Annotated in this window: 15 protein-coding genes; 11 read left to right on the top strand and 4 right to left on the bottom strand. The window is 45.0% G+C overall.

Annotated elements, in window-relative coordinates:
- The first annotated feature begins 40 nt into the window (after positions 1–40).
- The 4 genes from K4039_RS15005 (at position 41) to K4039_RS14990 (ending at position 1,532) form a co-directional block, all read left to right on the top strand.
- The gene (locus K4039_RS15005; RefSeq protein WP_265236102.1) at positions 41–334 is read left to right on the top strand and encodes a hypothetical protein; all 294 of its coding nucleotides are present in this window, start codon (positions 41–43) and stop codon (positions 332–334) included.
- Positions 334–684: a type II toxin-antitoxin system PemK/MazF family toxin gene (locus tag K4039_RS15000; protein WP_265236100.1), complete on the top strand. Its 351-nt coding sequence runs from the start codon at positions 334–336 to the stop codon at positions 682–684. The genes K4039_RS15005 and K4039_RS15000 overlap by 1 nt, the downstream gene beginning before the upstream one ends.
- 208 nt (positions 685–892) lie before the next feature.
- A complete protein-coding gene (locus K4039_RS14995; RefSeq protein WP_265236099.1) occupies positions 893–1,228 on the top strand; it encodes a DUF433 domain-containing protein in 336 nt (111 codons plus the stop codon).
- On the top strand, positions 1,221–1,532 hold the full coding sequence (locus tag K4039_RS14990) for a DUF5615 family PIN-like protein (RefSeq protein ID WP_265236097.1): 312 nt from the start codon (positions 1,221–1,223) through the stop codon (positions 1,530–1,532). The genes K4039_RS14995 and K4039_RS14990 overlap by 8 nt, the downstream gene beginning before the upstream one ends.
- Here K4039_RS14990 and K4039_RS14985 read toward each other — a convergent pair.
- Positions 1,525–1,716, bottom strand: coding sequence for a hypothetical protein (locus K4039_RS14985; protein WP_265236096.1), 192 nt, complete (start codon positions 1,714–1,716; stop codon positions 1,525–1,527). The two genes, K4039_RS14990 and K4039_RS14985, sit on opposite strands and share 8 nt — an antisense overlap.
- A 99-nt stretch (positions 1,717–1,815) precedes the next feature.
- Between K4039_RS14985 and K4039_RS14980 the strand changes: the two genes are divergently transcribed.
- The 4 genes from K4039_RS14980 (at position 1,816) to K4039_RS14965 (ending at position 3,050) form a co-directional block, all read left to right on the top strand.
- Complete coding sequence (locus tag K4039_RS14980) at positions 1,816–2,037, top strand: type II toxin-antitoxin system HicA family toxin (protein ID WP_265236095.1); 222 nt, start codon at positions 1,816–1,818, stop codon at positions 2,035–2,037.
- Positions 2,034–2,252 (top strand): type II toxin-antitoxin system HicB family antitoxin, encoded by a 219-nt coding sequence (locus K4039_RS14975; protein ID WP_265236093.1) that lies wholly within the window; start codon positions 2,034–2,036, stop codon positions 2,250–2,252. Before K4039_RS14980 ends, K4039_RS14975 begins: the two co-directional genes overlap by 4 nt.
- 228 nt (positions 2,253–2,480) lie before the next feature.
- Positions 2,481–2,741, top strand: a complete 261-nt coding sequence (locus K4039_RS14970) for a type II toxin-antitoxin system ParD family antitoxin (RefSeq protein ID WP_265236091.1) — start codon at positions 2,481–2,483, stop codon at positions 2,739–2,741.
- 3 nt (positions 2,742–2,744) lie between these two features.
- A complete protein-coding gene (locus K4039_RS14965; protein WP_265236089.1) occupies positions 2,745–3,050 on the top strand; it encodes a type II toxin-antitoxin system RelE/ParE family toxin in 306 nt (101 codons plus the stop codon).
- Positions 3,051–3,209: 159 nt separating this feature from the next.
- Here K4039_RS14965 and K4039_RS14960 read toward each other — a convergent pair whose 3' ends face one another.
- Both K4039_RS14960 and K4039_RS14955 read right to left on the bottom strand, forming a co-directional pair.
- Positions 3,210–3,518, bottom strand: a complete 309-nt coding sequence (locus K4039_RS14960; RefSeq protein ID WP_265236087.1) for a type II toxin-antitoxin system RelE/ParE family toxin — start codon at positions 3,516–3,518, stop codon at positions 3,210–3,212.
- Positions 3,519–3,521: 3 nt separating this feature from the next.
- The gene (locus tag K4039_RS14955; RefSeq protein ID WP_265236084.1) at positions 3,522–3,779 is read right to left on the bottom strand and encodes a type II toxin-antitoxin system ParD family antitoxin; all 258 of its coding nucleotides are present in this window, start codon (positions 3,777–3,779) and stop codon (positions 3,522–3,524) included.
- Between the two features lie 39 nt (positions 3,780–3,818).
- On the opposite strand from K4039_RS14955, the gene K4039_RS14950 reads away from it, so the two are divergent.
- Complete coding sequence (locus tag K4039_RS14950) at positions 3,819–4,037, top strand: hypothetical protein (protein WP_265236082.1); 219 nt, start codon at positions 3,819–3,821, stop codon at positions 4,035–4,037.
- On the opposite strand, the gene K4039_RS14945 is transcribed toward K4039_RS14950, so the two are convergent.
- Entirely contained in the window at positions 4,038–10,601 is a 6,564-nt protein-coding gene (locus tag K4039_RS14945; protein ID WP_265236080.1) for a S8 family serine peptidase, read from the bottom strand. It lies immediately after the preceding gene.
- Positions 10,602–11,064: 463 nt separating this feature from the next.
- Between K4039_RS14945 and K4039_RS14940 the strand changes: the two genes are divergently transcribed.
- Together K4039_RS14940 and K4039_RS14935 are read left to right on the top strand one after the other, a co-directional pair.
- A complete protein-coding gene (locus K4039_RS14940) occupies positions 11,065–11,283 on the top strand; it encodes a hypothetical protein (RefSeq protein WP_265236078.1) in 219 nt (72 codons plus the stop codon).
- A 10-nt stretch (positions 11,284–11,293) separates the two neighbouring features.
- Positions 11,294–11,998 (top strand): GIY-YIG nuclease family protein, encoded by a 705-nt coding sequence (locus tag K4039_RS14935; protein ID WP_265236076.1) that lies wholly within the window; start codon positions 11,294–11,296, stop codon positions 11,996–11,998.
- Positions 11,999–12,177 lie beyond the last annotated feature (179 nt).

Raw genomic sequence — 12,177 nt, 5'->3', positions numbered from 1 at the left:
GTATAATAGACAAACCAGCCTTAACAGAAAGTAAAAACCTATGTCACAGGCAATCCTCAACCAAATTTTCGATCGGCTTGAAATGCTAGATTGTTTAGAATTACAAGAACTCGATCGCGCTATCCAAAAATATCTTGCTGACAAACAGCTAATCAGTCAACAGGGTAAATTCCCCAAAAATCCTAATCAGCAACAATTATTTAGACAGTGGGATGCCATTTCTGATGAAGAAGCAGCGGCATTGAAAGCTGAGTTTACCGCTGAAGATTTAGCTTTTGCGGAAACAGCTTTAACAGATTATCTTCCTCAACTTCAGCAACAGGATAAAATTTGATGTTGGGAGAAGTTTATTTAGCAGATCTTAATCCAACTAGAGGTTCGGAACAAGCAGGAATTAGACCAGTCATTACCGTACAGCGAGATACGTTAGACCGCTTTACTACAACAGTAGTGGTAGTTCCCGTAACCAGTAATCTGCGGCGTGCCAAGATACCGGGGACAATGATTTTACCTGCGGGTGAAGGCGGTTTAACACAAGATTCTGTGGTGCTTTGCTATCAAGTGGTAGCCCTGGATAGGCAGCGATTAATCAAAAAATTGGGCAATATTTCAGCAGATTATTTATCAAAATTAAAGGTGGCATTGCAGTACACATTACACATGGATGAGCCTGGAGAAGAATAGATTGAGTTGCTAGCGAGCGACCTTTCAATACAAAAAGAGCGATCGCCATTCGCCCGTGAAAAAGTCGTAAAGGGCGATCGACCGGCACGATACCAAAAAGTGTGATCGCACTTCCCTACATTTACTAAAGCACTTGCGGTAATTGTCGAATAGAGATAATTTGGGATAAACTAAATATAGGTGTTAATTTGAATTTTCAGGAAGTTTTATGACCGCAGTTATTTCCGAACATATTGAAATTACTCCCGGAGTGTGCGGGGGGAAACCGCGCATAGCCGGACATCGCATCCGAGTTCAAGATGTGGTCGTTTGGCACGAACAAATGGGAATGTCTCCTGATGAAATTGTGTCGCGGTATCCTACGATAACTTTAGCGGATGTGTACGCAGCTTTGACTTATTACCACGACCATCTTGAAGAAATTCGTCAACAAATGCGCGAAAGTGACGCTTTTGTACAAGAATTGCAAGCAAAAATTCCTTCCAAGGTGCAACAAAAATTAAGAGGACAGAATCTTGGAAGAAATCTGATTTCACATGGATGAGCAAGTCGATCGGGCGATCGCGGAAGCTTTGAGAAGGCGTGGTATTAATCTCACTACTACACCAGAAGCAGGACTTTTAGGTGCAGTTGATGAAGAACAATTAGCTTTCGCAATTTCTCAACAGCGAGTAATATTTACTCGTGATGACGATTTTTTAGCATTTCATCAGCGTGGTGTAGAACACTATGGTCTTGTTTACTGTCACCAAAACAGTCGGTCAATCGGTGAAATTGTGCGAGGATTGATTTTGATTTGGGAGGTACTGGAACCGTCGGATATGCAGAATCATATAGAGTTTATTTGAACAAAAGATCGCTCTTTTTTGAGAAACATAAATAACAAGCGATCGACATTTCGATACCCAAAAGAGCGATCGCCCGTCTAAGAGTGAAAAAGCAGTAAAGGGCGATCGCCCTTTCGATGCCAAAAAGAGCGATCGCCCGTCGCCGATGAAAAAGCAGTAAAGGGCGATCGCCCTCCCATCCCAAAAAAGCGATCGCCCTCCCATCCCAGAAAAGCGATATTAATGCTAAACTAGGAAGTCGGGGAACTCAATTGAGAGTTATGTAAATGAAGTAAGGGCCTATATGCCAAGGAAAATTCGGGACTATAAGGCTGCATTGATTAGATTAGGGTTTGTGCAGCGGCGTGGGAAGGGGAGTCATCAGAACTGGAAGCATTCGCAACTACAACTGTTAATTACTATTGCCTTCAAAGACGGTGAAGATACACCGTTATATTTGGAGAAATTGTTAAAACAAGCGATTCAAGAGTTAAAAACAATTGCAGCAGAGGAATCAGAAGAATGAACTACCGCTATAGTTTATTAATTCAATGGTCACAAGAGGATCAACTGTATTTGGTAACACTACCAGAGTTTGCTAAACTGGCGATGCAGCCTTGCACTTATGGGAAAACTTATGAAGAAGCGATCGCCAATGCTCAAGAAGCGATCGCCAGCTACCTTGACTATTGCGAAGAAGAAGGTTTAGTGCCTCCAAGTCTGATGACCGTTGCAGCTTAAATAAAAGGCGATCGCCCTTCTCACCCCAAAAAGCGATCGCTCTTGAGAACTATACTCGAAGGCGATCGCACGTTATTTCGGGAAGGGAAAGAAGTGAGATCGTCGCCCATCCCCGAAAAAGCGATCGCCCCGTTACCCATCACCAAGGAAGTTGGATAACAAAAATTGACAATCTTTGTTATTGGGGAGTATAGTAATAGTGTTGGTTCAAACAAGTGACTCAACGTAATGAACATATCATTGACATCTGAATTAGAGCAGTTTGTTCACTCAACAGTCAAAAGCGGTAGATACTCCTCTGCTTCTGAAGTTGTCAGGGCTGCGTTACGATTGCTAGAAGAACGGGAAATGGAACGCTTGGTGCGTTTAGAGGAACTCCGCAAGGAAATAATGATGGGAATTGAAGCTTCCGATCGCGGAGAGGTTTTTGATGGTGAAGAAGTGTTAAGAGAACTGCGTGAGGAAATTCAGCAAGCAGAGGGGGAGTAAAGAATGAGTCGATACGTTTTGAGTGCCCTCGCTAAGAAAGATTTAAAGGATTTAACTAACTATTTGTTAAAGTTGAGTGTCAGTGCAGCTAACAATTTTCTGGATATTTTTGAGGAAAAAAGCCGTTTATTAGCAGATTTTCCAGAAATAGGGCGAAGTCGTGAGGAATTGGCACCGTTGCTACGCAGTTTACCTGTGGATAAGTATGTAATTTTTTACCGCCTGATTAAAAATGGTATCCAAATTGAACGAGTGTTGAGTGGTTATAGGGACTTTGAGGATATTTTTTCAGAAAATGGGGAAAGTTAAAGCGATTGCTCTTTGTATCCTACAAAGGCGATCTCTTGGGGGTTCAGAAACCGGGTTTTTGCGCTCATATATCGGTGTATAGGCAAAGGTTATCTGAAAAACCCGGTTTCTTTGGTTTGGGGAGAGGGCGATCGCTGCTTGACCAGGAGAACACCATTGCTACGATTCTAAATTATTTGGCTGAAATAAAGCGAATAAATCGCGTTTGCCATGCACGATTCTGACAATTTCAACTAGATCGTCAGTTGCTTTGTAAAACATAATGTATTCGTCAATCAATACACCCCTTAAGCCAAGGGATAAACCATCATAGCGTTTACCGATCGCGGGAAATGAACGTAATTTTTGACACCTGGCATTAAATTTAGATAGAAACCGATCTCCTGTTTCAACATTTGTCACCGCAAAATAATCAATGATATCTTGCAGGTCTTGAAGGGCTGGTGCTGAAATAATGTAACGTCTCATAAGCTAGTGCGAGGCTCTGTTGTGGAGACGATCGCGCAATTGGGCGATCGCGACATCACCATCAACCGCTTCCCCGCGTTCTAAAGCAGCAACTCCGGCTTCCACTTTTTGGCGTGTCTCAATGAGCCACTGTTCGTAATCTTGTTGCCGTTGAAGCAATGCTAAGGCTTGACTCATTACCTCCTCAGCGGTTTGATATTTGCCATTTGCTAGTTGGGCTTGCACAAAGGTTGCTTCTTCTGGCTTTAAGACAATCTGCATGGGTACACCTCACAATAGGTTTTTACTCAAGTATGACATTTGTGCCACAAAAACCCATCGCCCTTTGGTGAAAAAAAGAAAGGCGATCGCATCTGTGGCAGAAAAAGCGATCGCCTGAAGTTTAGAAACCGGGTTTTTGTACAAGATATTCGGTTAAGAGGCAAAAGTTATCTGAAAAACCCGGTTTCTTTTGTTTGGGGAGAGGGCGATCGCTCTTTTTGTCAGGGAAAGAGCGATCGCCATTTCAGAGATGTCTAACTAGACTAATCTATAGAACCGGTGTGTGCCAATCGTTGCTACAGGAATTTTCCCTACGGCCCAATTGGGTGCAGTGATGTAGTTTGCGTAATAGTGGTCTGCTCCATTGCTAGGGTCTTGTAATTCTCCATTAAGAACTTTCCTTGAAATTTCAAGACATTCACGAAATGCTGCATCTTGATCATTGATTGTTAGAAGCTTTTGATAATTTGGATCGTTTTGATTCCAGCAGCTAAATTGCAACGGTTGTTTGCACACATCGCTAATTTTAGAAGGCCAGTTATAGCTTGGTGAACGAGAAGCTCGATTTTGTATGACCCATGCTACAGCCGTCTTACCTGAATAACTTTCGCTCCGCGCTTCTCCCCACATCGTTCGTGCTAGAGCATCAACATCTTGTTCAGTTTGTTTTTCAATCTGTTGTAGATCAGAACGGGCTTGGTCAAGCTCTTTTTGCTTACTTTTTTTATCCGTTTCAAGTGTAGATATTTCGCCTCGTATTTTAGTAGCGTCCTTTGTTAAGGTATCGTATTCAGCTTTAATCCAAGGAAGAAAAGTCCACCATTCTTTGCTCTTTGCGTCATCTTCTTTTTTCTTTGCTTCTGTTTCTTTAGCTGTAATTTTATTCTGAATCTCGTTGATTTCCTTCTGAAGATCCTGAATTTTCTGTTTGATCTGATCTAAAGGAGTACCACCACCAGTCCGAATTAGAGTTAACTTGGAACCACTCGGCATCGGTGTCGAATTTGGCGGATTACCATTAATGTAAGCACTAGGAACCCACAAATTTGTCCCCTTAACCTTAAACCAGCGAGCATCCTGGTTTCCATTCCACATATCGGTACCAACTTCGCCGTAAGTCCAAGCATCAAACTCCAAACGTTTGCCATTTGGTTCATTGCGAGAACTGCGATCGCTAAACCGAGTGCTATTCCGCAAATTTACCCCAATCGACGGCCCTACCGTACCGCTGAAATTGACCCACTGAATATTGCCATTCACTCCCGGCGTAGAGGATGGTTGCTGAGTAACGGGAACACCAGAACCACTCTGATAACTCACAGGCAAATAAACTGACTGTCCTACCTGCAAATTACGGGCTTCCGCATCCGTAAAAGTCCCGCCGCCTGGTTTCTGGATTTCACGCCAACGATTAGCATTACCCAGTTCGCGTTGTGCAATGCCTGACAAAGTATCACCAGAACGCACAATGTACTGCCGCTGCTGTCCTGGTGTTGCCGGAGGCGCATTATAGGAATTCGTCTGAGCATTTTCCAGTTGGACAAAGGACAATCCAGCATATTGCGCTGGAGTCAAAATTCGTTCCTTAATCCCGTTACCAGTCGGCCAGTTCGACTCAGTAATGCGGACGCGACCATCAGGATAAACTTCTTCCAAAAAGGCAACGTGACCCACACTTCCAGCCCCTTTAGTATTAGGCGGCCAAACTACGAGTCCCCGCGCCCCAGCAGTTGGTGTAGAAGTAACCGGCAAACCTACCTTCAAAGCATCATTCTTCCACGTCCCAGCATGACCCCGAAACAAAGCATTATTCTTGATAGCGGCAGGTAGCAAGCCAGTTTCCAGCATCCGTCCGTAAGCATACCAGGTGCATTGCCCCTGCCATTGGTAAGCAAAGGGATTGACTGGGCCACTCCGATAATTCGGTGAGTTGGAGTTAATCGGAACTTGAGGGATGGGTGTAGGTGTAGGAGTTGGTGTAGGAGTGGGCGTGGGCGTGGGTGTGGGTGTAGGAGTTGGTGTAGGTGGAAGTAAAGATGGACGACTAGGCGGATAACCATCAATCCAAATACTAGGAACCCAGTAAGCTTGACCGTTGTACCAAGTCCGGTAATACAGTGCATCCTGTCCTCCAGTGACTGGATCGATATTTACATTACCCCACGTCCAAGCGTCAAAGTTAAGCCAAGTGTTTTTGGGAAGAGAAACTGGGCCGCGATCATCAAAGTTTGGACTGTTCCGCAGATTCACGCCATCATCCGGCCAAACACGCAACTGGAAGCTTTCACTTGTCTGGCTGGCACGCTCTGTGGGCGTTACCTTCCCTTCGCCACTCCAAGTATCAGGAATCATGGTAGCTGCCACATCATACTCTTGCGGTACCGTAGCTAGAGCCAAAGCCACAGCAGATTCCAAATTCAGCAATCCACCACCCGTTTCATCATCCCAATTGGGAGTCTTCAAATCAGTCGCAGTATCCTTGATAATCTGAATTACTTGGCGATAACTCAAACTAGGATTCGCCGCCCAAACTTGAGATACTGCACCCGTGACTTTCGCAGTCGCTACCGAAGTCCCCGCCATCTCACCAACGCCATCGCCAGTAGTGGACAACACTGGATTTTTCACTGTCCCCCCGTCGGCGAGAATATCCAAACCCGCACCGTAGCTGGAATAGTCCGATCGATCGTAAGCCTTAGAAAGCGCAATTTCATCATTAACTCGTTGGGCCGCACCCACAGTAATAATGTTGTCAAATTCCTGCGAAGCTTGACCCAAAACTGACATCACACCGCCATCATTACCAGCCGCAACTACCAGCAATACGTTATGCTGACGCGCATATTCGATCGCACTTCTTTCCTCCGGCGTAAATTCGTAGCGAGTAGTAACGCTACCGTCAGGATTGACTTGAGTTAAATCTAAACTCAGGTTGACAACAGCATTCGGTTGATTCGACTCGATCGCAGCATTGACAAATTCAACCAAAGATTCCGCCCACTGTCCAGAACCGATCGCCCGCCCCACCCACAAAGGCGCTCGATCGTTCACCCCATCAATGCCCACACCATTGTTTTGAGTTGCGCCAATAATCCCTAAAATGTGCGTACCGTGTTCGCTGCCTTCACCTGTCGCCAGTAAAGGGTTAGCATCATTAGAAACGCGATCGCGCCCTAAAATAATCCGTGAATAGTCAATATCAGGATTATTGCCGCTGAAACCCGTATCAATTACACCCACTAACGGCTGATTTGCTACAGGAAACTCAAACTGTACTGGTTGAAGGGGTTCCACTGGTTTAGGTGTGACTTTCACCACCATATCTTCCAGCCGCGCAATCAACGCCCCTGTGTTATCCGAGATAGGAGTCGATCGAGTTTGCTCCCTCAACTTCTCAGTCATGGTTTCCAAACGAGCAATCAAAGTGCGATCGATCGCAGTTTCAGCAACAACATCAGCACTACCCAAATTACTCAAACGTTGTTTAATGCTTTCCAATCGGGCTATCCAATCAGCATTGACATCCTGATATTTTTGTGCTAACTCCTCCTTAGCCGATTTTGTCACCGTCACCGTCGAATTATCCTCAGTTGGTTTTTCAACTGTTGGATAAATTGGCAATGACTCTTTTGGTGCAGCATCATTAACATCCCCAGTCTCAGTCTGAGTAACTATCTCCTTTTTCTGCGAATCTACAGCAATATTCGTACCTACAACTGGCATAGTCTGCGCTGCTAGCGGTGGCACAACCGCTGGAGTTTCTTTACCCTCAACCGCCGTCGTTGGCTGACTTTCCTTCACCGACTCTACAGGATTTACGACTACAACAACTTGAGTAGATTCAGTTTTTTCTACCTCAGTTACTAAAGCCGGCTTCGATTCCTCTTTAGCCTTACTTTCCGCTGGCAAAACTTCCGGTTTAGTCTCTACCTTCGTCTGAGTTTCCGCTGGCAAAACTTCCGGTTTAGTCTCTACCTTCGTCTGAGTTTCCGCTGGCAAAACTTCCGGTTTAGTCTCTACGTTCTCCGTTGGTGTCGTCGCAGCAACTTCCGTCTCAGTAGTAGATTGGGCGGGCACAGTTGCCGTTCCTGGTGCTTCGGTAATTTCGTCTTTTACCTCAGTTGTCGGTGCGGCAACAGGCGTTTTTTCAACTGGTAATTTTTCAGTCGAATCCGCCACAGCATCCTTGTCAGCAGTTGGTGTAGTTGTCGCACCTTTGGTCGGGTTTGTATCTACATTGTCAGTTGTTCCAACCTGAGTCGAATCACCAGAATTATTCGCAATATTTTTGACTTCTTCCTCAGTCGTCACCGCTGGATTAGTAGGCTTTGTATCTACATTGTCAGTTGTTTCAACCTGAGTCGAATCACCAGAATTATTCGCAATATTTTTAACTTCATCCTCAGTCGTCACCGCTGGATTAGTAGGTTTTGTATCTACATTGTCGGTTGTTTCAACTTGGGTTACATCAGTAGTATCTTTGTCAGTATTAGTGGCAGACGCTGGAGTTTTTGGAGTCTCTTGATCTGAAGTTGATGGGTTCAGAATTTCCGTTTCTAAATCATCAAATAAATTCGATAATTCAGCATCTACATTTTGTTTTGGTTCAGGGGTAATGTAAGGTTTTGCATAAGCAATAAGTGCCTGACCCAAATCAGTTTTCCGCCACTCTTTATCCGGGTTAATCACAGTATCGAGCAAAGCAGTTGTTGCCGTCGCACCGCGCACTTGGAAAATGATATCGTTGTAATCCCTGTCACTCCCTGCATCTAACCGCATATCCTCCATCACAAAGGTATTGCCTTCCCCCGTGACATCGGCAATTTGACCAAAGTGAAATCCCTCAACAGGATTCGCCATTGCCATAGAAAATAAAGGACGTTGATAGCCCCCAACAGTCGGATTATCAAACACAGACTTTACACTACCGTTGGGTACCAACATCACCCCATATTTACCCCCTGCAGTTACAGCAAAACTCTTGACTCCTAAGTAGACTCCTTCGTTGGCATTACTCTCTCCTAACACACCGGAAAACCGCGCACCTTCTGTAGCATCATTAATGACTACATGACCTTTCACAGAGTTACTTAAAGAACGCGCAGCTACTTCTTTAATGAATGCTTCCGAACCGGGTTCAAATTTATCTAAATCCTCTAAACTAAAAATTGCTAACTCGCCTTGGAACATTCCACCATCAAATGTGTAGTCTACACTAATGCGACCAGTTTCATTCGTAGTAAAAACCCCGGATGTAAAGGGAGAAATTAACTTTTTGTCTGTAGTCGGTTCTGGTTCTTTTTTGGTTTCAGTTGTTGCTACGGTAGTAGTTGAATTATCTTTTTTTGTTTCTTCCCCGTTGCTGGTATCAGTATTTGTTTCGTCCCTTGGCTTGCTGGCATCTGGGGAAGTAGTAACTAAAGTCTCACCTATTTTTGGTTCTTGAGTGGCAACTGTTTCGCCTCCAACTGCATCTGTTTTGGCGGCGGCTGTGCTATTTGGATTGTTTGTGGCAACAGTTTCGCTGGATTTTTCTGCGGTTGAAGTTGCCGAATCAGTTGGTTTTTCGGGTGCGATTTCCCCGGCTGATATAGTCTCTTCACTCGGCAGTTTTTCATTTGCCGATTCACTCGCTGCGACAGGTTTTTCGGGTTCAGATGTGAGAGTTTTTTCGGAGGCTGTAGCAACTGGTTTGTCTGATTCGTCGGTAGTTGCTGATGTTGTTTCAACCGCAAATTCAGTCGCTGCTACAGGTTTTTCCAGTTCAGATGTGAGAGTGGTTTCGGAGGCTGTAGCAACTGGTTTATCTGATTTCTCGGTAGTTACTGATGTTGTTTCAACCGCAGATTCACTCGCTGCTATAGGTTTTTCCAGTTCAGATGTGAGAGTGGTTTCGGAGGCTGTAACAACTGGTTTATCTGATTCTTCAGTAGTTGCTGATGTTATTTCAAGCGCAGATTCAGTCGTTGCTACAGGTTTTTTGGGTTCAGACGTGAGAGTGGTTTCGGAGGCTGTAGCAACTGGTTTGTCTGATTTGTCGGTAGTTGCTGATGTTTTTTCAATCGCAGATTCAGTCGTTGCTACAGGTTTTTCCGGTTCAGATGTGAGAGTGGTTTCGGAGGCTGTAGCAACTGGTTTGTCTGATTTGTCGGTAGTTGCTGATGTTTTTTCAATCGCAGATTCAGTCGCTGCTATAGGTTTTTCCAGTTCAGATGTGAGAGTTGAGTCTGTAGCGACTGATTTGTCGGTAGTTGTTGATGTTGTTTCAACCGCAGATTCAGTCGTTGCTACAGGTTTTTCCGGTTCAGATATGAGAGTTGAGTCTGTAGTGACTGGTTTATCGGTAGTTAGTGATGTTGTTTCTGCGGCCACAGTCTTGTCATCAACTGGAGTTCCTGTAATTACATCTTTATTTACAGTCGGTTTTTCCGAAGTTGCGGCGCTGTTTGAGGGAAGTGGAGAATCTGATTTTGCACCGATGAGGGTGTCTGCGTCGGATGATTTTTGAGTGCTCGTTGGTGCTAAATTCAGCGTGTGTTTGATGTCGCCGCTGATTTGCAATTTGAGTGTAGAGTCTCCGGCTACTAAGCTGTCAGCGCTAATTATTTCTGCACTGGTTCCCGCGTTGGTTGAACTGTAAAGTGTTGCGCCGCTAGAGTTTAACTGAAATACGTCCGCATTTCCGTTCAAACTGTCGATCGCGAATTTGAAACTGCCCGGACTGTTGATGTTAAATTTGTAAAGGTCAAAGATATTTGTAGTATCAACACTACCTGTGTAGTTTGTGCTGTCAGTCAATGCCCCGATGTTAAGTTCAGTCATGTTACCCCGGGAAATAGTTGGTTGAATACGCCCTCAACTATCTATTGGGAACACCGTGAGGTTTTTATGCGGTCGTGCATCAAAGAACTGTGGGGTAGATCGCCCTTACTTTTCACGGTATCTCTGAAAGCCTTATCAGGCAAGGGTTTCATCTTCAAGGTTTTTGTCAATAATTTCTACTTGATGCTGATAAACCAACGGTGAAATCAGGCTTGTGGAATATAGGCTGTCAGTAGTTTTCACGGGAGCAAGAGATACCGTGAAAAGTAAGCATCTGACGAGTCATTGTAGTCAAAAAGTACCCGGATATAGGCGGTTGACTGCGAAAAAAGACTCTGGTTCGCTCGTTTTTGGCTTTTAAGCTTAGTTTCCCCCCAAGGCAGAGACATCAACTTCTGCAAGTTGTTACAATTCTTCAACGCGGGTGCACCTACAAAAACCTGCTAAAAGGAAAATAAGAGCGATGTGGCTAAAATTTGGTGTGGCTCCCGGCGGAGAACTGGCGGGCATCGATGATGTTGCGCGCGGAAAAACTAACCTCGCGTGTCTTTACTGCGGCGGTGGACTTACAGCGAAAAAAGGTTCGGTGAAAGAACACCACTTTTCTCACACACAGGAAACTTGCAAACCTGTTTCGCAGCGGATTAAAACCAAAGTATTTCCCGACACTGCCGCTCTATGACAACTTTCATGTGCAACTCAAGGGTGAGGAATTGGAACAGTTGAAGGTGCTGTGGAAAGAGTACGGAGCCCAAAAGCGATCGATTCCCAAAGACTTGGTAAGTTTTCGGTGGCAGTTGAAAGGATTGTTGGAATCAGAGGGCGATGGCTACGCCCCGTTCCTACGCACTTATCAGTTCACTCATCTCGGAAAAATCCTGGTGGGTGCGCTTTCGTTGGCGTTGTTCAATCGGGTGCAGGAACCTTTGCTGCGGTCGGAGTTGAGTAGGTTGGAGAACTCTGCGGCGGTGGCGGTCGCTGCCGGACTTTCCTGTGCGGGCGAGAGATTGGCTGACTTGCAAATTTATCGATCGCAGCTTCGGCGGATTCTGATTAATTCGCTGTACTTTCTTGAGGTAAAAGCTTCGGGCAACATTTTCTACAAAATTGGAATTACTACTCGCTCGATTGAGCAGCGCATCGGCGAGGTGCAGCGGGATGTGAGGGCGCATTTCTCGGATGTGGTTGTTAATTTGTTGGGATTGTGGGAACACCGGGGGAATGTGGAACTGTATTTTAAACACCGATACCAACCTTTTAATTACCGGATTGGCAAGCTGACCGAGTATTTTTGCTTTCCCAATGTCAAACTCATTCTGAATGATTTGTATGAGATGGAATCAAAACTGCTCGGTGATGTTGAGCTTGATGTACTCAATTACGAGCGCCAAACATGAAGCTGCAAATTAATTAATCAACCCAGGGGATAGCTTTAAATCGAGGCGAACGCCCCGCTTCGCTACGCTTTGTTCCGCTTTGCTACGCTTTGTTCCGCTTTGCTACGCACGGGCGATGGCTTCGCCCCGCTTCGCTACGCAAACCTATCCGATTGAGTTAAGCCATTTTTCGAGCTGCT

It is taken from the genome of Lyngbya sp. CCAP 1446/10 (genome assembly GCF_026130175.1).
Lineage (GTDB): Bacteria > Cyanobacteriota > Cyanobacteriia > Cyanobacteriales > Microcoleaceae > Microcoleus.
The sequence above is the reverse complement of the archived record's forward strand: the minus strand, read 5'-3'. Positions and strand labels throughout refer to the sequence as shown.

Excerpts from the sequence above, each read along its gene's own strand:
- K4039_RS15005 (WP_265236102.1), top strand. The coding sequence starts at position 41 with ATGTCACAGGCAATCCTCAACCAAATTTTCGATCGGCTTGAAATGCTA.
- K4039_RS15000 (WP_265236100.1), top strand. The coding sequence starts at position 334 with ATGTTGGGAGAAGTTTATTTAGCAGATCTTAATCCAACTAGAGGTTCG.
- K4039_RS14995 (WP_265236099.1), top strand. The coding sequence starts at position 893 with ATGACCGCAGTTATTTCCGAACATATTGAAATTACTCCCGGAGTGTGC.
- K4039_RS14990 (WP_265236097.1), top strand. The coding sequence starts at position 1,221 with ATGGATGAGCAAGTCGATCGGGCGATCGCGGAAGCTTTGAGAAGGCGT.
- K4039_RS14980 (WP_265236095.1), top strand. The coding sequence starts at position 1,816 with ATGCCAAGGAAAATTCGGGACTATAAGGCTGCATTGATTAGATTAGGG.
- K4039_RS14975 (WP_265236093.1), top strand. The coding sequence starts at position 2,034 with ATGAACTACCGCTATAGTTTATTAATTCAATGGTCACAAGAGGATCAA.
- K4039_RS14970 (WP_265236091.1), top strand. The coding sequence starts at position 2,481 with ATGAACATATCATTGACATCTGAATTAGAGCAGTTTGTTCACTCAACA.
- K4039_RS14965 (WP_265236089.1), top strand. The coding sequence starts at position 2,745 with ATGAGTCGATACGTTTTGAGTGCCCTCGCTAAGAAAGATTTAAAGGAT.
- K4039_RS14960 (WP_265236087.1), bottom strand. The coding sequence starts at position 3,518 with ATGAGACGTTACATTATTTCAGCACCAGCCCTTCAAGACCTGCAAGAT.
- K4039_RS14955 (WP_265236084.1), bottom strand. The coding sequence starts at position 3,779 with ATGCAGATTGTCTTAAAGCCAGAAGAAGCAACCTTTGTGCAAGCCCAA.
- K4039_RS14945 (WP_265236080.1), bottom strand. The coding sequence starts at position 10,601 with ATGACTGAACTTAACATCGGGGCATTGACTGACAGCACAAACTACACA.
- K4039_RS14940 (WP_265236078.1), top strand. The coding sequence starts at position 11,065 with ATGTGGCTAAAATTTGGTGTGGCTCCCGGCGGAGAACTGGCGGGCATC.